At 63.7% G+C, this 19,558-nt stretch carries 16 protein-coding genes and 1 riboswitch; of the genes, 6 read left to right on the top strand and 10 right to left on the bottom strand.

Features of this window, described 5'->3' with window-relative positions; translation table 11 throughout:
- Positions 1-9 precede the first annotated feature (9 nt).
- From OEG79_RS18290 to thiC, 5 genes are all read right to left on the bottom strand, one after another.
- A complete protein-coding gene (locus OEG79_RS18290) occupies positions 10-621 on the bottom strand; it encodes a YqiA/YcfP family alpha/beta fold hydrolase (protein ID WP_264146360.1) in 612 nt (203 codons plus the stop codon).
- Between the two features lie 61 nt (positions 622-682).
- Positions 683-1,498 (bottom strand): 3',5'-cyclic-AMP phosphodiesterase, encoded by an 816-nt coding sequence (cpdA, locus tag OEG79_RS18285; protein ID WP_264146359.1) that lies wholly within the window; start codon positions 1,496-1,498, stop codon positions 683-685.
- A 200-nt stretch (positions 1,499-1,698) separates the two neighbouring features.
- Positions 1,699-2,151, bottom strand: coding sequence for a DUF1249 domain-containing protein (locus tag OEG79_RS18280; protein ID WP_264146358.1), 453 nt, complete (start codon positions 2,149-2,151; stop codon positions 1,699-1,701).
- Positions 2,142-2,741, bottom strand: a complete 600-nt coding sequence (locus OEG79_RS18275) for an NUDIX domain-containing protein (RefSeq protein WP_264146357.1) — start codon at positions 2,739-2,741, stop codon at positions 2,142-2,144. Before OEG79_RS18275 ends, OEG79_RS18280 begins: the two co-directional genes overlap by 10 nt.
- Before the next feature lie 241 nt (positions 2,742-2,982).
- Complete coding sequence (thiC, locus tag OEG79_RS18270; RefSeq protein ID WP_264146356.1) at positions 2,983-4,866, bottom strand: phosphomethylpyrimidine synthase ThiC; 1,884 nt, start codon at positions 4,864-4,866, stop codon at positions 2,983-2,985.
- Between the two features lie 95 nt (positions 4,867-4,961).
- A riboswitch (TPP riboswitch) is annotated at positions 4,962-5,068 on the bottom strand.
- A gap of 223 nt (positions 5,069-5,291) precedes the next feature.
- Between thiC and OEG79_RS18265 the strand changes: the two genes are divergently transcribed.
- Positions 5,292-6,728: a TolC family outer membrane protein gene (locus tag OEG79_RS18265; protein ID WP_264146355.1), complete on the top strand. Its 1,437-nt coding sequence runs from the start codon at positions 5,292-5,294 to the stop codon at positions 6,726-6,728.
- Positions 6,729-6,809: 81 nt separating this feature from the next.
- On the opposite strand, the gene waaA is transcribed toward OEG79_RS18265, so the two are convergent.
- Positions 6,810-8,075, bottom strand: coding sequence for a lipid IV(A) 3-deoxy-D-manno-octulosonic acid transferase (gene waaA / locus OEG79_RS18260; protein WP_264146354.1), 1,266 nt, complete (start codon positions 8,073-8,075; stop codon positions 6,810-6,812).
- A gap of 43 nt (positions 8,076-8,118) precedes the next feature.
- Positions 8,119-9,006: a LysR family transcriptional regulator gene (locus OEG79_RS18255; RefSeq protein WP_264146353.1), complete on the bottom strand. Its 888-nt coding sequence runs from the start codon at positions 9,004-9,006 to the stop codon at positions 8,119-8,121.
- Between the two features lie 88 nt (positions 9,007-9,094).
- On the opposite strand from OEG79_RS18255, the gene OEG79_RS18250 reads away from it, so the two are divergent.
- From OEG79_RS18250 to OEG79_RS18235, 4 genes are all read left to right on the top strand, one after another.
- Complete coding sequence (locus OEG79_RS18250) at positions 9,095-9,427, top strand: DMT family transporter (protein WP_264146352.1); 333 nt, start codon at positions 9,095-9,097, stop codon at positions 9,425-9,427.
- A 63-nt stretch (positions 9,428-9,490) separates the two neighbouring features.
- Positions 9,491-10,666 carry an NAD(P)/FAD-dependent oxidoreductase gene (locus tag OEG79_RS18245; RefSeq protein WP_264146351.1) on the top strand — a complete coding sequence of 392 codons (1,176 nt, stop codon included), beginning with the start codon at positions 9,491-9,493 and terminating at the stop codon, positions 10,664-10,666.
- A complete protein-coding gene (locus OEG79_RS18240) occupies positions 10,663-11,472 on the top strand; it encodes an aldo/keto reductase (protein WP_264146350.1) in 810 nt (269 codons plus the stop codon). The genes OEG79_RS18245 and OEG79_RS18240 overlap by 4 nt, the downstream gene beginning before the upstream one ends.
- Before the next feature lie 144 nt (positions 11,473-11,616).
- Entirely contained in the window at positions 11,617-12,525 is a 909-nt protein-coding gene (locus OEG79_RS18235; protein ID WP_264146349.1) for a metal ABC transporter ATPase, read from the top strand.
- A 12-nt stretch (positions 12,526-12,537) separates the two neighbouring features.
- Here OEG79_RS18235 and OEG79_RS18230 read toward each other — a convergent pair whose 3' ends face one another.
- Positions 12,538-14,016 (bottom strand): AhpA/YtjB family protein, encoded by a 1,479-nt coding sequence (locus OEG79_RS18230; protein WP_413247555.1) that lies wholly within the window; start codon positions 14,014-14,016, stop codon positions 12,538-12,540.
- Positions 14,017-14,232: 216 nt separating this feature from the next.
- Between OEG79_RS18230 and serB the strand changes: the two genes are divergently transcribed.
- A complete protein-coding gene (gene serB, locus OEG79_RS18225; protein ID WP_264146347.1) occupies positions 14,233-15,447 on the top strand; it encodes a phosphoserine phosphatase SerB in 1,215 nt (404 codons plus the stop codon).
- A 63-nt stretch (positions 15,448-15,510) separates the two neighbouring features.
- Here serB and OEG79_RS18220 read toward each other — a convergent pair whose 3' ends face one another.
- A complete protein-coding gene (locus OEG79_RS18220; RefSeq protein WP_264146346.1) occupies positions 15,511-17,580 on the bottom strand; it encodes an EAL domain-containing protein in 2,070 nt (689 codons plus the stop codon).
- Positions 17,581-17,644: 64 nt separating this feature from the next.
- A complete protein-coding gene (locus OEG79_RS18215) occupies positions 17,645-19,447 on the bottom strand; it encodes a molecular chaperone (RefSeq protein WP_264146345.1) in 1,803 nt (600 codons plus the stop codon).
- Positions 19,448-19,558 lie beyond the last annotated feature (111 nt).

The following is a 19,558-nucleotide window of genomic DNA, read 5'->3' as shown; positions in this document are numbered from 1 at the left end:
TCTTGTTCATCAAATGAGTACGGAAAAGTCGGTATCACGCCAGAGTGTGGCGTTAATACCGGCAAAAGCGAAGAGCATCGGCAGGTGCTCGGCGAAACCCTGGAAACCATGGTCACCGCCGGCCTGGATGCGCAGCGCGCAGGCGCGGTAGAAGCGCTCGGCGTCGCGGTAGTCGAGGGTTTCGTCACCGGTCTGCAGCCACACCTGGTAGCGCAGAGGGTCGCTCGGCGGCGTCACTTCAAGTTCGGCCAGGGCGCTGACGTGATCCTCGGTAAGCTCCCAGGTCTCGTCGCTGTAGTAGTTCTTCTGCGGGCCGAGGTAGCCGTCGAAGCGCAGGTGCGGCTGCACGGCGGGGTTGATCAGCAATGCCTTGAGTCCATGCCGCTCGGCCAGACAGGTGGCGTAGTAGCCGCCCAGCGAGCTGCCGACCAGAACGGGATTGCCCAGCTCGGCGACCAGCGCCTGCAACTGGGCCATGGCCTGGCGCGGGTGATGATGCAGGGCGGGCACGCGCAACTGGTTTTCCAGGCCAAGATGAGCCATGGCGCGGCGCAACTGGCTGGCTTTGAGCGAGGCTGGCGAGCTGTTCAGGCCGTGTATATAGAGGATGGATACAGTCATGGAGCGGGAGGCTACTCGTCCGGGGCCTCAAGCTGCAAGCTTCAAGCTGATTGGGGGTATGTCAGTAACCCTTGACGCTGTAATCCACTTCGAAATGGATGCCGGTGACGCGTGATACGCCGGTGTTCAGTCTGCCGTCGGCATGCAGGCGCAGCCAGCGATAACCCGGGGCTTCGCTGCCGACCTGGAATTCCTCGCTGCCAGGCGCGAACTGTACGCAGGTCGAGGGGGAGGCGAGCAGACGCAGATTGCCGCGCATCTGGTCGAATTCCTGGTGAACATGCCCCCAGAGCACTGCCCGGGCCTGCGGGTGACGGTCGAGGATGGCGAACAGGGCATCTGAGTTGCGCAAGCCGATGGGCTCCATCCACTTGCAGCCGATCGACACCGGATGGTGGTGAAGGCAGATCAGATGATGGCGCTGCGGTGCTTCGCCGAGGGTGCGCTCGAGCAGTTCCAGTTGGTCTTTGGCGAGAAAGCCCGGTACCGCGCCGGGAATCGAGGAGTCGAGCATGACGATACGCCAGGCACCGAGGTCGATCACCGGCTCCAGCAGCTCGCTGCCCTTGCATGCCGCCTGCATCGGCTGCGCTTCATCATGGTTGCCGGCCAGCCAGCGAGTCGGTGCGCCGATGGCGGTGGTGAGTTGATGAAAGCGCTGGTAGGAGGCCTCGCTGCCGTCCTGGGAAAGATCGCCGGTGGCCAGGATCAGGTCGATCTGCGGCTGCTCCTCCAGTACCTGCTGGATCACTCGTTGCAGGCTGTCACAGGTGTCCATGCCCAGCAGCTTGCCGTCCGCTTCGGCGAACAGATGGCTGTCGGACAACTGCACCAGCAGCAGCGAGGAATCAGAGGGTAGGGTGGGCAGGCTCGGCAAGACCGTCTCCTTGGGCTCTATCGAGTGAATTATGGTGGTTGCCGCAGTAAAGGGAAAACCCGGGAAGCGGACGCAGATCACAGAAAAAACGCCAGAAGCGTTTTTTGCCATCCCTTGTAATAACCTCGTTGCGTCTGCCGTGACGGCAGATCGTGCCGCGCTATCGGCCAGGTGACGAAAAGCTTGATGGCGCGGCCGTGTTACATCACTGGCTGTGGCTCGTGCCCACAGGCCAGGCAGTGGCTCAACCATTCGCCGAGGAACAGATTGAGCTGGCTCTTCTCGTCCGGTTGATGCATCGCCGCGTTGGGGTAGGGGTAGCGGGTATGCAGGCGCCGCTCATTTTCTGCACTGACCACCTCGGCCATACGCGCATCGTGATAGACCCGCACCTGCAGCTGCGGTACCGGCAGCCAGGGCAGGCTGTGTTCCTGGCGCACGCACAGGGTGGTGGTGTAAGGGCAGCTCTCCAGAACTTCCAGAGCCAGCACGCCGAGCAGGTGCTCGCCCTGGCTCAGGGCGACCCGGCGGCTTTCCGTACGTTCGCGCATGTGCGGAAGCAGACGCATCAGGCGTGCGTAATTGGCTTCGCAAGCCGTCTGCAGCTCTACCAGGTCGACCCGGTAGCGCTCGCGCAGCAGATTCACGACCACATTCCCCGGACTTCATCGCGGTTCAGCGCCAGCCACTGCAGGGCGATGATGCTCGCTGCGTTGTCGATGCGTCCGTCGCGTACCGCGGCCAGAGCATCTTCCAGCGCCATCACCTGCACGCGGATGTCCTCGCCCTCCTCAGGCAGGCCGTGCACGCCACCGGCGCCTTCACTGCTGCAGCGCCCGACGAACAGATGCACGCGCTCGTCCGAACCGCCAGGCGAAGGGTAGTACTGGGTGATCGGCCACAGCGACGTCAGGGTCAGATCGGCTTCCTCGATGGCCTCGCGACGCGCGACTTCCTCGGGCTCCTCTTCCTTGTCGATCAGGCCGGCAACCAGTTCCAGCAGCCAGGGATTGGCGCTCTTGTCCATGGCGCCAACACGGAACTGCTCGATCAGCACCACCTCGTCGCGTTGCGGATCGTAAGGCAGCACGCAGACGGCATCGTGACGCACGAACAGCTCACGGGTCAGCTGCGGGCCCATGTTGCCGGCGAACTGGCGATGGCGCAGCTTGATCCGGTCGAGTCGGTAGAAGCCGCGAAAGCAGTTCTCGCGCTCGATGATGTCGATGTCGTCTTTGTTCATTGCATTCCCCAGATGGTCGTAACGGGCCAAACTCAGACTGTGTGAAAACTACTGCGCTCGGCCAAGCGGCGTTAAAAAACGGCTCAAAATGCTCATTTACAGCTCGTAAACTGCGCTTTCTCGTCGTTTTTTGTCTTGCCTGACCTTCGCTCGCTACGTTTTCACACGGTCTGAACTGCGGCCCGTTACACATCACACTAGCGAGCATAGTGCTGCCAGATCAAGCTTCGCTGACGGGCTGCTACACCCGTTGATAGAGCTGGCTGCCCTGCGCCTTGAACTCCTCGGCCTTGGCCTGCATGCCCTGTTCGGCATCCAGGTCAACGGCATCGATGCGCTGATCCTTGGCGTACTCGCGCACTTCCTGGGTGATCTTCATCGAGCAGAACTTCGGCCCGCACATGGAGCAGAAGTGCGCCACCTTGGCCGAGTCCTTGGGCAGGGTCTCGTCGTGGAAGGCGCGCGCGGTGTCCGGGTCCAGGCCGAGGTTGAACTGGTCCTCCCAGCGGAATTCGAAGCGCGCCTTGGACAGTGCGTTGTCCCGGATCTGCGCGCCCGGATGGCCCTTGGCCAGATCGGCGGCGTGGGCAGCGATCTTGTAGGTGATGATGCCGGTCTTGACGTCATCCCTGTTCGGCAGGCCCAGGTGTTCCTTGGGGGTGACGTAGCAGAGCATGGCGCAGCCGAACCAGCCGATCATCGCCGCACCGATGCCGCTGGTGATGTGGTCGTAACCCGGGGCGATATCGGTGGTCAGTGGGCCGAGGGTGTAGAAGGGCGCCTCGTCGCAGCATTCCAGCTGCTTGTCCATGTTCTCCTTGATCAGCTGCATCGGCACATGGCCCGGGCCTTCGATCATGCACTGCACGTCGTGCTTCCAGGCAATCTTGGTCAGCTCACCAAGGGTTTCCAGTTCACCGAACTGCGCGGCGTCGTTGGCGTCGGCAATCGAGCCCGGACGCAGGCCGTCGCCCAGCGAGAAGCTGACGTCGTAGGCCTTCATGATTTCGCAGATGTCTTCAAAATGGGTGTAGAGGAAGTTCTCCTTGTGATGCGCCAGGCACCACTTGGCCATGATCGAGCCGCCGCGGCTGACGATGCCGGTGACACGCTTGGCGGTCAGCGGTACATAACGCAACAGTACGCCGGCGTGAATGGTGAAGTAGTCCACGCCCTGTTCGGCCTGTTCGATCAGGGTATCGCGGAACAGCTCCCAGGTCAGGTCTTCGGCGATGCCGCCGACCTTCTCCAGCGCCTGATAGATCGGTACGGTACCGATCGGTACCGGCGAGTTGCGGATGATCCACTCGCGGGTTTCGTGAATGTGCTTGCCGGTGGACAGGTCCATCACCGTGTCCGAACCCCAGCGGATGCCCCAGGTCAGCTTGGCCACTTCTTCCTCGATCGAGGAGCCCAGTGCCGAGTTGCCGATATTGCCGTTGATCTTCACCAGGAAGTTGCGGCCGATAATCATCGGCTCCAGCTCCACGTGGTTGATGTTGGCCGGGATGATGGCGCGGCCACGGGCGACTTCGCTGCGCACGAACTCGGGAGTGATTTCCTTGGGAATGCTGGCGCCGAAGCTGTGGCCGGCATGCTGCTCGTTGAGCAGACCGGCTTCGCGTGCCTCGGCCAGCTTCATGTTCTCGCGGATGGCGACGAACTCCATCTCGGGCGTGATGATGCCCTTTTTGGCGTAGTGCATCTGGCTGACGTTGTGGCCGGCCTTGGCCCGGCGCGGGTTGCGCACGTGGGCGAAGCGCATGGCCGATAGCTCGGCGTCATTCAGGCGGCGCTGGCCGAATTCGGAGGAAAGGCCCGGCAGCTTTTCGGTATCGCCGCGATCCTCGATCCAGGCGCTGCGTACATCAGCCAGGCCCTTGCGCACGTCGATGGTCACGTTCGGATCAGTGTAGGGGCCCGAGGTGTCGTAGACGGTGACCGGGGCGTTGATCTCGCCGCCGAAATCGGTGGGGGTGACGTCCAGGCTGATCTCGCGCATCGGCACACGAATATCCGGACGCGAACCCTGTACGTAGACTTTCTGCGAACGGGGGAAGGGTTGTACCGACTGCTGGTCGACCTGGGCCGATTCACTCAGATTCTTTTGTTGTTGTGCGCTCATCAAGGCTCTCTCCGGGATAGATGTCGGAGTTGGAACCTGAGCGGACGAAGGGCGCGAGAGACACCAAGGGCGGTGCCGAGAGGACTCGCCGGATTGGGCGAGGACATCTTGTTCCCTACGCAGGCCTTAACCTGATCAGGTTCAACGGGATCCGGCAGCTGCCAATCTCAGCCCCGCATTTGGGGCACCCCGACAAGAACCCGGGCAGTCTAAACAAGCTCGTGGGAGAAAACCAACCCGGCGGTCAATAAATTCCGACCCGTGCGTCGGAAAGCGACTGTTGCGGCTGTCGCTATTGAATTGTTGCAAACGGGCAACATAGCTTGCCGCCAGCTAGACTGATGCTGGTCATGGCGCGCTTGACCCTCGCCTGTGGCGCCCCGTAGCCTTGCCGATTACCGCCTATTCAAGGATCGACATCCATCATGTTGCGCAGACTTTCCCTGGCAATCGCCGTGGCCGCCGCTTCGGTGGGCCTGGTTCAGGCCGAAGAGGCCCCGCTGTCGAGCAAGACCGATCTGGTCACCGTGTATCAGGAAGCCGCGAGAAACAACGCCGATATCGCCGCCGCGCGCGCCGATTATCAGGCGCGCCGTGAAGTGGTGCCGCAGGCACGTGCCGGCCTGCTGCCCAACCTGTCTGCCGGTGCTACCTACGGTGATACGCGTACTGAAGTGGATTCGCCCAGCGTGACCGTCTCGCGCAGTGGTCTGGTCTATCAGGCCAACCTCAGCCAGCCGCTGTTCCGTGCCGACCGCTGGTTCCAGTTGCAGGCCGCCGAGGCCACCAGTGAACAGGCTGCTCTGGAGCTGTCGGCCACCGAACAGAACCTGATTCTGCAGAGCGCCGAAACCTACTTTGCCGTGCTGCGTGCCCAGGACAACCTGGCCTCGACCAAGGCCGAAGAAGCGGCCTTCAAGCGTCAGCTGGACCAGGCCAACGAGCGCTTCGATGTCGGTCTGTCCGACAAGACCGATGTGCTCGAGGCCCAGGCCGGTTTCGACACCGCCCGTGCCAACCGCCTGCTTGCCGAGCGTGCGGTGGATGATGCCTTCGAAGCCCTGGTGGCCCTGACCAATCGCGATTACGTGGCGGTCGAAGGCATCGTCCATACCCTGCCGGTGCTGGCGCCGACGCCGAACGATGCCAAATCCTGGGTCGATACTGCCGCCGCGCAGAACCTCAATCTGCAGGCCAGCCTGTACGCGGTAAACGCTGCCGAGGAAAACCTGCGCCAGCGCAAGGCCGGTCATGCCCCGACCCTGGATGCGGTTGCCAGCTATCAGAAGGGCGATAACGACAGCCTGGGCTTCACCAACAACAATGGTTTGCCGGGTTACAGCGGTGACGTCTCGCAGCGCAGCATCGGCCTGCAGCTGAATATCCCGCTGTACAGCGGCGGCCTGACCAGCTCGCAGGTGCGCGAGGCCTACCAGCGCCTCGGCCAGACCGAGCAACTGCGGGAAAGCCTGCGCCGCCAGGTGGTGCAGAACACCCGCAACCTGTTCCGCGCGGTGAACACCGACGTGGAAACCGTGCAGGCGCGTCGCCAGTCGATCATCTCCAACCAGAGTGCCCTGGAAGCCACCGAGATCGGTTATCAGGTCGGTACCCGCAACATCGTCGACGTGCTCGATGCCCAGCGACAGCTGTACAGCGCCGTACGCAACTACAACGATGCGCGCTACGACTACATCCTCAACAACCTGCGCCTGAAGCAGGCCGCCGGCACCCTCAGCCCGGCCGACCTGGAAGCGTTGGGCAGCTTCCTCAAGCCGGACTACAACCCGGACAAGGACTTCCTGCCGCCGGACCTGGCCTCTGCCGCCGAAGAGCGCCTGAAGAACAATCAGGATTTCTGAATCCTTCGCCAAACAAAGAGCCCGACGCAAGTCGGGCTTTTTGTTTGCAGCGTTGTCCCTCTTCGGGAGCACCGTATTCGGCTACATCAGGCGGCGCAAACCCTCCAGCAGCCGCTCCAGTGCGCCCTGGTTGGCCTTGAGCACGGCAAGACCGGCCTGGCTCATGCGCTGCATCTCGCCAGGTTGTTCCAGCAGCATGTCGACCCTGGCTGCCAGCTGTTCGGCATTTTCCACTTCACTCAGGGCACCGGCCTTGCGCAGTTGCGCGGCGATTTCCAGGAAGTTGAACAGGTGCGGGCCGCTCAGCACCGGCTTACCCAGCGCAGCGGGTTCCAGCAGGTTGTGCCCGCCGTTGGCCACCAGACTGCCGCCGACGAAGGCGATATCCGCCAGCGCATAGAGAAAAAGCAGCTCGCCCATGGTATCGCCCAGCAGTACCTGGTCACCGGCTTGCACGGCTTCGCCCTTGGAGCGGCGGCGTGTGGTCAGTCCTTCGCTGAGGCAAAGTTCATGGACCGAATTGAAGCGTTCGGGGTGGCGTGGCACCAGGATCAGCAGCGCGTCCGCCCGCGTCGCCAGCAACAGGCGATGGGCGGCGAGGATGATTTCGTCTTCGCCCGCATGGGTGCTGGCGGCAATCCACACCGGGCGCTGCTCGGCCTGCCACTGGTGACGTAGTCCGGCCGCACGCTGCGGCAGTTCGGCATCGATCTTCAGGTCGAACTTGATCGAGCCGGTCACTTCCACGCAGCCAGGGCGTGCGCCCAGGTCGAGAAAGCGTTGCGCCTCGGCCTGGGTCTGCACGGCGATCAGCGACAGTTCGGCGAGCATCGGTGCGGTGAGCCTGGCAAAGCGTGCATAGCCGCGCGCCGAGCGTTCGGACAGGCGCGCATTGGCCAGGGCGACGGGAACGCCGCGTTTGGCGCACTGGTGGATATGGTTCGGCCACAGCTCGGTTTCCATCACCACGGCCAGGCGCGGCTGGGTGTGATCGAGAAAGCGCGCGGCGGCCCAGGGCATGTCGTAGGGCAGGTAGCAGTGCTGCACGCTATCGCCGAACAGCGCCTGGATGCGCTCGGAGCCGGTCGGGGTCATGCAGGTCACGGTGATCGGCAGTTCCGGGTAGCGCGCCTGCAACGCGCGAATCATCGGTGCGGCGGCGATGCTTTCACCTACCGATACCGCGTGCACCCAGATGCCGCCGGGTTTCATCGCCGGCAGGCCGAAGGAGAAACGTTCGTTAATGCGCCGTGCATAGGCCGGCGCCTTGCGTGCGCGCAGCGCCAGGCGCAGGGCGATCAGGGGCAGGGCCAGGTGCAGCAGCAGGGTGTAGATGAGTCTGTTCATGGGCGCGCAGCTTATCGTCGCCCGCCATCCTCGGGAAGCGCGTTCATGCCTGCGGATGCAGCAGTTCACGCGTCAGGCAGTCGGCCAGCCAGCTGGCCGCCGGGCCGAGCGCACCGTCGCGCCGGGTAACCAGCTCCACCACCAGAGGCAGCGGCGCCCAGTCGCTGCGCAGCTCCTGAAGGTGGCCCTGGTAAGTCGGATATTGCGCCACATGACGCGGCAGCCAGGCCCAGCCCACGCCGCGTATCACCAGTTCGGCCATTACGTAAAAGCTGTCGGCGCGCCACACCAGCGGACTGATCTGTTCGCCGCCAGGGTAGTGGCTGTCCTGCGGAGTCATCAGCAACTGGCGATGCTCGGCCAGATCCCGCCGCTCCACGCTGCCAAGTGCAGCCAGCGGATGGTTCGGGCTGCACACGGTGACCATCTCGATCATGCCCAGGCGCTGGCTCTCCAGCTCCCGTGGCATCTGTTCGTGATGAAACAGCAGGCCCAGGTCGGCCTGGTGCTGCAGCAGCTTGCGCGCCACGTCGCCCTGAGCGCCGCTGGAAAGCTGCACTTCCAGCAAGGGGAAGGCATCGGCCAGCGCTTCCAGGCTGGCCAGCACCGGTTGGTAGGGCATGGCTTCGTCCTGTGCCAGGCGCAGGCGCGCTTCTTCGCCTCGGGCCAGCCCCAGCGCGCGGCCGTCGAGGCGTTCGCATTGCTGCAGCACGCTGCGCGCCTGCTCCAGCAGGGCTTTGCCGGCTTCGGTCAGTTGCGGCTGACGTCCGCTGCTGCGCTCGAAAAGGGTCACGCCGAGATCGCTCTCCAGCAAAGCGATCGCGGTACTGACGGCCGACTGCGCGCGTCCGGTTTGCCGGGCTGCTGCAGAGAAGGAGCGGCTCTCGGCGGTACGAACGAACAGTTGCAGCTGATCGAGATTCCAGTTCATGGTGACCTATCTTGTGAGTAGATAGGTAATGACTTTATCCCATCGTGGGCGATCCTAGAATGGCGGCCATTGCTCAGGAGTCGCTCTCATGCCCGGATACCTCTATCTCGCCATCGCCATTGCGGCCGAAGTGGTCGCCACCACCTCAATGAAGGCTATCGACGGCTTCAACAAGCCTCTGCCGCTGCTGCTGGTGGTCGGCGGCTACGGCATCGCCTTCTGGATGCTGACGCTGGTGGTCCGCACCATTCCGGTGGGCATCGCCTACGCCATCTGGGCCGGGCTGGGGATCGTGCTGGTCAGCGTTGCGGCGCTGTTTCTCTATCAGCAGAAGCTCGATCTGCCGGCCATGCTGGGCATGGGGCTGATCGTCAGCGGCGTGGTGGTGATTCAGCTGTTCTCGCAATCGACCGGGCACTGATCGACCTCGGGGGCGTTGGCTGACGGGTTATACTGCGCGCCTGTTTTTCGCCGAGGCTCGTTCATGTCCCAGTCTTTCAGCACCGATGTCCTGATCGTCGGCGGTGGTGTCGCCGGCCTCTGGCTCAATGCTCGCCTGCGCCAGCAGGGCTTCGCCACCGTGTTGGTGGAGCGCGGCAGTCTGGGGGGCGGGCAGAGCCTGAAGTCGCAGGGCATCATTCACGGCGGCGCCAAGTACGCCCTGCACGGTGCGCTGACCGGCGCATCCGAGGCCATCGCCGACATGCCGCGACGCTGGCGCGAGGCGCTGGCAGGTGCTGGCGAGTTGAACCTGTCCGGCGTGCGCATTCTCTCCGATGCCCATTATCTGTGGTCCCCCGGCACTCTGGCCGGCAACCTCACCAGCTTCTTCGCCAGCAAGGCGGTGCGCGGTCGGGTCGATCAGGTCAAGGGCGATCAGTTGCCGCCGGCGCTGCAGCATCCGAAGTTCAAGGGCAAGGTCTATCGCCTGGCCGAACTGGTGCTGGACGTCCCGAGCCTGATCGCGCGCCTGGCCGAACTGGCCGGCGACGGCTTGCTGGCTGGCGAACGTATCGAGCCGTTGCGTGAAGATGGTGAGCTGGTTGGCCTGATCGTCGATGGTCGCGAGATTCGTGCGCAACGCGTGGTGCTCAGTGCCGGCGCCGGCAATGCCGGGCTGCTCGCCGCGATGGGTGTCGGGGAACCTGCGCAGCAACTGCGTCCGCTGCACATGGTGCTGGCCAAGGGGCCGGCGCTCAAACCGCTGTATGCCCATTGCCTCGGCGGCGGGCCCAAGCCGCGGGTGACGGTGACCACTCATCCTGCGGCAGATGGCCAATGGGTCTGGTATCTGGGCGGCGATCTGGCGGAGGCCGATGGTGTTGCGCGCGACGAAGCTGCGCAGATCCAGGCCGCGCAGAAGGAAATGGCGGCACTGCTGCCCTGGGTCGATCAGAGCCAGACCCGCTGGGCCACATTGCGCGTGGATCGCGCCGAGCCCGCCCAGTCGGGGCTGGTGCGTCCGGACAACGCCTTTCTCGCCGAACAGAAGCGTTTGCTGGTGGGCTGGCCAACCAAGCTGGCTCTGGCACCGGACTTCGCTGCCCGCGTGCTGACCACGTTTCAGCGCGACAACCTGCGCCCCGGCACGCATGCACCATTGCCCGAACTGCCGCGCCCACCGTTGGGCCAGCCGGTATGGGAGGCGTTGCTGCCATGACCACCTTGCACGATCTGCATCGCCCGCTGGGTTCCACTGGTCTGCGGGTTTCGCCGCTGGGCCTGGGTACGGTCAAGCTGGGCCGTGACCAGGGCGTGAAGTACCCCAACGGCTTTACCATTCCCGACGATGCCCAGGCCCGCGCTCTGCTGAAACAGGCACGCGAACTGGGTATCAACCTGATTGATACGGCGCCGGCCTACGGTATCAGCGAGCAGCGCCTCGGCCCGCTGCTGCGTGGCCAGCGTGACGAGTGGGTGATCGTCAGCAAGACCGGCGAGGAGTTCGAACAGGGGCAGTCCCGTTTCGATTTCTCGCCAGCTCATACGCGTCTGTCCGTGGAGCGCAGCCTCAAGCGTCTGGAGACGGACCGCATAGACCTGCTGCTGGTGCATTCCGACGGCAATGACCTGGCGGTGCTGCGGGATACCGGCGTCTACGAGACGCTGGCTGAGCTCAAGCGCGAAGGCAAGATTCTCGCCTACGGCATTTCCGGCAAGACCGTCGAGGGCGGGTTGCTGGCACTGCAGCAGGGGGATTGCGCCATGGTCACTTACAACCTGAGCGAGCAGGGCGAAAAACCGGTTTTGGACTACGCTGCCAGTCACGCCAAGGGCATTCTGATCAAGAAGGCTCTGGCCAGCGGGCATGCCTGTCTGGCCGAGGGTGTCGACCCGGTGAGGGCCAGCTTCGAGCTGATCTTCGCCCATCCAGGTGTCAGCAGCGCCATTGTCGGCACCATCACGCCCGCGCACCTGGCGGCCAATGTGGCGACCGTGGCCGCTGTGCTGCAGGGGCTTGGCTGACGCCGCGGTCATCTCTTCTTACAGCCTTGGGTTGTATCGGGTGGCTCGCTTGCGGCAGCCTTGAACGGTTTTCGCTTCAACCTGAGCCTCGCGTGAGCACTGGCCGACGAGCCGGCTCATGCCCAGACGGAACGAGGAGTCGAGATGCCGCGTACGCTGATCCGCAAGGACCCGAGTAACTTCAAGACCCTGCCGCTGTTCGTCGAGGCCGGCCCGGACGGGCTGAGCTACCAGAGCCTGGGACAGCCGCTGAATTTCCAGCAGATGCTCGAACGGCGCCGCCTGATCGAGGTGGCGGACAGTTCGCGTTTTTCCGTGGAGCTGGCCAACCTCGGCGTCTCGGTGCGCCTGACCTTGCGCCTGCATGGGCGTGATTACTGGTTGCTGGTGCGCCAGCGCCGTCCTGATCGCGGCGACACCGTGCTCAAGCTGATTTCCGGTTACGTGCCGGCGCATGAACTCAACCTGCCGCTGCTCACGGCCATTCAGGAAGTGGCCGAGGAGTGTCTGCTGGAAAGCGCCGATGGCTGGTTGAGCGGCCGCTTCGGCGATACCTGGTTGCCGACGCCCTATCAGGGCGCGCTGCGTTATCGCGAGGCCAGTCATTTTCGTCTTAGTCCGCTGTCTGGCGCGGCGCGGCCGGTGCAGTGCGGCAACCTGACGCTGTTGGAGCGGCCACGGGCCTACGTGCATCTGCCGACTGCGTCCCTGCAACTGGTCTACGACATGAGCCTGGAGCTGCCGCGCGATGCCCGTCAGCTGAGCCTGTTTCATGTCGATGAGCATCTGGAAGATGGCCAGCTGGTGGCGCGACTGGAACGGCGCCGGCCGGATATCTACCTGCTGGCGCTGCATCAGGGTGTGCCCAGTGGCGGCCTGTTCACCCTGCGCAAGGGCGAGCTGCAGGCTGCCAGCACCCGCGGCGTGTGGCTGTCGGAAAGTTTCGCCGAGCAGGATGGCTGGCTGGTACGTGACGAGCGGATTCGCTGGAGAGACTGGCTGCAGCGTTACGGTATCAAGATGCCGCAACGGCGGGCATTGGCCAGCGCCTGATCGAGCCGGGCGTCAGTGTGCCCGGCTTTCGTGCATACGCGTCAGCTGCCGTTCCAGGAGGGCTGGATAAGGGTCGAGCAGACGCTCCACGCAACTGGCACCTTCCGGGCTGGCGATCGGGCGGATACGCGCGCGCTGGCGAGCCAGGGCATCCTGTGCCACGCGTTGTTCCACCAGCAGCAGGTTGCGGCTGTGTTGCGACAGCGCCAGGGCATCCAGGGCGCTGTCGCTGAGCAGCAGTTCGGCCTGGCCAAGTTCTTCCAGATCGCGACCCAGCGTCAGACCCAGTTGCAGTAGCAGGGTGATGCCACTGTCGGCGACCTCGATCTGCAGGGCGTGGCCCAGGGCGCGCATCAGCTCGCCGCAGCAGATGGCGTGGGTCAGATAGTCCTCGCCGCACTCGCGCTCATGGAACAGCATCAGGCTGCTGCCGTCCTTGAGGGTATGCAGCTGGCCCTGATACAGCGCGGCTGCCTGTTCCAGGCAACCCCGGTAACGATCCAGCAGATCCAGCAGGCGCGTGCGCGGCAGGCGGCGCAGTTGCTCCTGGGCGCCAAGCTGAATGGCCAGTACCGCGCTGGCTTGCGACGGACGTGGAGCCTGGGCGACCGGCGCTGTGGATTCTGGGTCGTCACGCAGGTCGGCGAAGGGATCGTCCGGCTCTATCGAGTCGGGCCAGGGCTTGAGCCCGTCTTCGTCGTTCTCGCTCAGCTCCACCTCGTCGACATCATGCCCGGTACTGATCCGCTGCGCCTCGTCGAAACGCTCGTCGTCCGCAGGATAGTCGTCGGCATCCTCGAACAGCGGTTCGTCATCCAGCTCCGGTTCGGGCTCGGGTTTTTCCGGCACCAGGCGTGCCTGCAGCTGGCGCGCCAGGTCGCCGATCTCGTCGTTGCGGCCAGCGCCGGGAGCAGGGTCGTCCGGGTCGCGCAGCCACAGGCGCATCTGCAGCAGGGGTGTGGAAATGTACCGGCCGAGGCGCATGCTCAGTGACAGGGTCAGGGCGAGCAGGATCAGGCTGAGAATGGCCATGCTCTGCAGGCTGATGGTCATCGGCTGCTGGAACTGGCTCATGTCCAGGCTAATGCGCAATTGCCCGGCCATCACTTCCTGGAAGGTGATGGGCGTGGAGTAGAGGCCTTCGGTTTCCCCCAATACGCTGCGCGTCGGGCGCGGGCCCGCTTCGGCGAGGATGCGGTTGTCCACGCTGTAGATGGCGGCATGGGCCACCAGCGGGTTCTTCGCCAGGTTGTTGAGCAGCACGTTGAGGCTGAGGATGTCGTTGGACACCAGCAGTTCGGTGGCCGAGGCCGCCGTCTGGGTGATCAGCGCCTGGCCCAGCGCATCGGCCTGCTGTTGCATGGCCTGCTTGAACTGCATGCCCATGACCCAGGCATAGATGACCATCGCCAGCGCCACCAGCAACAGGCTGTGGCTGGCGATGCGCAGGACCAGGGGCACTCGCCGCTGACGCAGCGCGTGGAAGATCATGATGAAGAAGTTGTCGGGTTTGGCGGGCGCGGGCCGGTTCACAGAGCACGGCTCTTGTCGACTGAAGTTGCCGCGCAGTATAGCGAGCGGCCTGGAGCGGGCAAAGCGCATGGCTGCCCGGATCGCAGGGAAACTGGGTAGAATGTGGGCCTTTTCGTCGGCCAGTGGTCAATTAGCCGTCTGCCGGCCTCAATCCTTTGCCTTGGAGAGTGCGTCTTGCGCGAAATCGTCCTGATCAATATCACCGGCGAAGACCGCCCCGGACTCACCGCTGCCATCACGGGTGTGCTGGCTCAGGGCGGGGTGAACATCCTCGATATCGGTCAGGCGGTGATCCACGACACCCTGTCGTTCGGCATCCTCATCGAGATTCCTGACAACGGCCGCTCTCAGGCGGTGCTCAAGGATCTGTTGTTCACTGCCTACGAGCTGGACCAGCAGGTGCGTTTCACCCCGGTCTCGGAAGAGGACTACCGGCAGTGGGTCGGCGGTCAGGGCAAGGCTCGTCATATCGTCACTCTGCTGACGCGCAAGGTCAGTGCTGAGCAGTTGCAGCGGGTCAGCGCGATTACCGCCAAGTACGGGCTGAACATCGATCATATCGACCGTCTTTCCGGGCGCATGCCGCTGGACATGCCGGCCGAGCAGGGCAAGGGCTGCATCGAGTTCTCCGTACGTGGCGAGCCGGCCGACCCTGTTGCGTTGCGTGCCGAGTTCCTCAGCGTGGCCCAGGAACTGAATGTCGACATCGCCTTCCAGCGTGACTCGGTGTTCCGCCGCAATCGCCGTCTGGCGGTATTCGACATGGACTCGACGCTGATCGAAGCCGAGGTGATCGACGAGCTGGCCAAGGCCGCCGGTGTCGGTGAGCAGGTCGCCGAAATCACCGAGCGGGCCATGCGCGGCGAGCTGGATTTTCGTGCCAGCTTCAAGGAGCGCCTGGGCCTGCTGCAGGGCCTGTCCGAGGACGTGCTGGAAGAGATCGGTGCGTCGCTGCGCCTGACCGAAGGGGCCGAGGTGCTGTTCGCCGAACTCAAGCGCCTGGGCTACAAGACCGCGATTCTCTCCGGCGGCTTTACCTATTTCGCCAGGCAGCTGCAGGCCAGGCTGGGTATCGACTACGTATTCGCCAACGAACTGCAGATCGAGAACGGCAAGGTTACCGGGGTGGCTGTCGAGCCCATCGTCGATGCTCAGCGCAAGGCCGATCTGCTGCGCGAGCTGGCGCAGAAGGAGGGCCTGCAGCTGGAGCAGACCATCGCGGTCGGCGACGGCGCCAACGACCTGCCGATGCTTGGCCTGGCCGGCCTCGGTGTGGCCTTCCGCGCCAAACCGCTGGTCAAGCAATCCGCCAAGCAGGCGATCTCCACCCTGGGGCTGGACGGCATTCTTTATCTGCTGGGCTTTCGTGATCGCGAGGGGCAGGAATAAGCGTCGCGTTCTTTCGGAAATGAAAAAGCCGCCTGTTCAGGCGGCTTTTTCGTTGTTGCGAGCTTATTCGTCACCGGCCGAGAAGTCGTAGTCCATCGACTGGCTCGGGCCCTGCAGGTAGTAACCCTGAATGAAATTGACCCCGGCCTGCCACAGCGTAGCCAGCACGCTGGCGCTTTCGACGAAGGGTACGATGGTCAGCTTGGCCTGGGCGTGCAGACTGCTGAGCAGGGTTTTCAGCGCTTCCTGATTTTCCGCGTTGCTCAGGTCCTGGGTGAACGAACCGTCGACCTTGACGAAGTCCACCTGTAGGTGCTTGAGCGTGTTGAACGGGTTCAGGGCGCAGCCGAACTGGCTCAGGGCGACCTTGCAGTGCAATTCCGCCAGGCCCTGGGTCAGCGCCTTGGCCTGTTTCAGGTAGGTGATGGCATCCGGCTCGCTGAACTGGAACACCAGCGAGTCCGAAGGCAGACGGGCTGCCTTGAGCGCCACGCTGAGCCAGGGCAGCAGAGTCTGATCCTGCAGGCTGGAGCTGGACAGATGCACGAACAGGCGGGTGTTGTGACCCTTGGAACGGTGGTCGGCGAGCAGCTTGATCGAGTTGAGGATCACCCAGCGGTCGATCTTCTCGCCCAGTCCGGCATCCTTGGCGGCAGAGAGGAACTGCCCTGGCGGCACTTCCTCGCCCTGCGGGTTGAGCATGCGCAGCAGCACTTCGTAGTGCTCGTTGGCATCGCCACGCAGGCTGATGATCGGCTGGAACAGCAGGCGGAAGGAATTGTTCTCCAGCGCCTGCTGCACCATGGCCAGCAGGTTGCCGCGGCTGGCGGCTGCGGCCAGTTCGTCTGCCGGGTTGAACAGCTTGATGGCGTTGCCGTCGCTGAGCTCGTCGGCGCAGCGATGCGCACGGTCGATGACTTCCTGTGCCTTGGCGGTTTTCTCGCTGAGGCCGGCCACGCCGATCGACAGGGTGGTCTGCACGGTACGGCCGCTGACGTCGAACAGGTGGCCTTCGATCTTTTTCAGCAGGGACGTCAGGCTGGCCTGGCACTGCTCGGGTGTCTGTCCCGGTAGCAGCGCGGCGAACACGTCGTCACCGAAACGGGCCAGCTGGGTCTCCGCGGGGAAGTGCGCGCGCAGCAGCCCGGCCAGGTCGGTCAGCAACAGGTCGATGCCGGCCAGGCCGATTTCGCCCTGCATGCTGGCGTAGCGGTCGACGCGAATGTACGCCAGGGTCGAGGGCTGACCGGTACTGACGGCGCGTTCGGCTGCGTTGTCCATCAGTTCGAGGAAATGGTTGCGATTGAACAGGCCGGTGACCAGGTCCTGGCTGCTGATTTCACGCAGTTTCTCTTCCAGCTCGGCATTGGAGGTTTCCGCGCGGATCACCACCTGAATGCAGGGTTCGCCGTCGTAGGTGGCGGGTGAGAAACTCATCTGCGCGGCAAAGCTGCTGCCGTCCGCGCGTACGCCCTGGCAGTTCAGCTCGGCATGGCCTTCGGCACTTTGATAGTTCTTCAGGAAGTCCTTGAAGGCTGCGTGGTCGGCGCTGGCGATCAGGTCGATCATCGGCATGCCTTCGAGCTCTTCACCATCTTCGTAGCGGAACAGCTCCAGGTACGCACGGTTGGCATAGATATGCATGCCGTCGTGGACGTAGGTGATGGCGTCCACCGAACTCTCGAGCAGCAGCTGGCAGCGTTTTTCCGCTTCCCGCAATGCGACTTCGGCGGCACGACGGGCACGGCGCTCTTCCAGGTTGGCCAGTTCACGCTTGGCGACCAGCACCAGGCGTTCGTCCTCGCCTTGTGGCAGGGCGTCCTGCGCGCCAAACAGCAGGGCTTCGGTGATGATCTCGGAATCGTTGTCTTCGACCAGCTGGATGACCGGGATGTCCTTGGCCTGGCGGCGGATGGCGGTAATCGCTTCGCTGGGGTCGAGGCACTCGCTGCTCGGCGCGCAGATCAGCAGATCCCAGGTCTGTTGCAGGGTTTCAGCCAGGTCATCGCTGGAGGTCAGGCGATGCACGCGAGTGGCGTGCCCGGCGTTGCGGAACAGACTGACCAGGCGCTCTGCTTCGTTCTGCGAATCTTCAAGAATCAGCAGGCGGATGGTTTTTTTTTCGATAGCCATGATAGAGGGTCATTACCGCGCCGAACGGACGCGAAAAGGCGACAAATGGTGAATTCGCCGGAGCCTACAGCGACTTCCAGAGGGAGTCAAAATCTTCCTCCCCGGCGGGCTTGTGGCTTTGCGACGCTGTGACCGGTGTCCCGGCTGTGCTCTCCTCCACGCCCAGGCGATGGTATTCGAACTGGCTGAAGCTGCCGGTGCTGACCTGTTTGCGAGTAAGCACCGCACGGTGTTCTTCGCCCTGGTCGTTGATCAGCACCTTGCTGCCTTCCTGAAACGGCAGACGTGGCGTGAGCAGGCTGGCGGGACGGGAAATGGCGCCGATCTCCGGCAGCAGCAGGGCGCGCAGATACTGACTGCCCTGTTCGCCCTTGCGCAGCAGTTGCAGGCCACAGGGGCGAGCATGTGGCGCGATCAGTTCGATGCCCATTTGTGTTCCGCCGCCGCGAACCTGACGAATCCAGCGCACGATGGCCACGCTCCAGCCCTGGCCGGCGGCGTCCTGAACACCCAGCAACTCGCCGGCCTGCAGCTGACCGGGCACCTCCTTGGCCCAGGACAGGCAGTAGCCGCCGGGGCTGTGGTTGACGATGGCCAGCGAGAAGGTTGGATAGTTCTCGCCATTGTTCCGGGGCTGCGCCTGCTCGCCGTTGCTGACCTTGGTGTACTGAATTTCCTCGAAATGAATTTCGTCAGCGGCGTTGCGCTGGGCGTCGAAGGCGTTGGACCAGATATCGGGCTCTCCGCTGGCCGGTTTGAATACCGCTGCGCCGGTTTCCACGGGGCGCTTGAGTACTTCGCCGAATGAGCGGTTGCCGGAGAGAAAGAAGTGCAGGGCGGTCATGCCTATGCACAGGGTCAGGCTGCCTTGGCCCGACGTCCGGTGGAAGGTCCGCTCGGCTATGTCGCCCCAGGCGGCCGCTACGTGCTGCAGCAGATCGAGGCTGATGCCGTCCGGAACCACCAGGCGCGACTTGCTGCGTTCGGCCTCGGGCAGTTCGAGGTATTCCTTGATGGCCTCGACCAGTGGCTGTGTGTCGATGCCCAGCAGGTTGTGCAGTTCGCCGCTCTGATACAGCGATCTGTAGCGCGGCGGGCCGTCAACCTGTGGCGCCAGCACGAACAGGCTGTCGGGATCATCGCCTGTCTGCAGCCTGACCAGCGTGCTCCATGGCTCCAGCGCTTCGGCCAGACGCGCAATGCCGTTCTGGCGCATCTGGTTGGTGCGCGCACAGCCGAGTAGCAGCGCCGTCACGTAGGTCTGTTCGGTGCTCAGGCCCGGGGTGTGGCGCGCCAGCGGGTCACGAATGACCTGCCGCTGCAGGCGCTGCTCGCAGGCGATCTGATAAAGCTGGTGCAGTTCCAGCCAGAGCCCCTCGGGTACCGGGCAGTAGAGCTGGCTGGCGCGAATCAGCGGGCTGCACAGGCTGTGGCTGGCGCGTTGCAGGGAAACGGCGAGGAGCTGGTCGCGCTCCTTGCCGCTGCGGGCAATGATGCCGGTAATGATCAGCTTGTAACCGACCGCCAGATGGTTCTGCAGGGCCTGGCAGAGGTTGGCGACCTTGCGTGGACGCTCGTCGAGAACGATGGCCTGGTTGAGAAAGTGGTGCTGCAGGTGCTGGCAGACGAAGCTGACCTCGGGGCGCAGCAGTTCCAGCAGTTGCAGGCGGTTTTCCGGAGGAGTGAGGAATTGGTTGAGTTCCACCAGACTCTGATACAGCTGCCGGGCGGTTTCACCGATATTCGCCTTGGGCAGTCCTGCAATCCAGCGTTTGAGATCGCGGGGGCTGCCGTCGCAGAAGGTCAGGGTCTGCTTGCTCGGCGTGGGAACTCGCAACAGTTGAAGATGGGTACTCTGGTTGTCCATCAAACTCGGATACTCCGGCCACGCAATAGCGAGCGGCTCTAGCAATAGTCTTTCGAACTCTAGCAGCATCTGCCTGTACTGGCAGCCCGTTCGCCTGGACGGTCTGCCTTG

The organism is Pseudomonas sp. Z8(2022) (assembly GCF_025837155.1).
Taxonomy (GTDB): domain Bacteria; phylum Pseudomonadota; class Gammaproteobacteria; order Pseudomonadales; family Pseudomonadaceae; genus Aquipseudomonas.
Note: the sequence above shows the minus strand (reverse complement) of the source record. Positions and strands in the feature narration are given on the sequence as shown.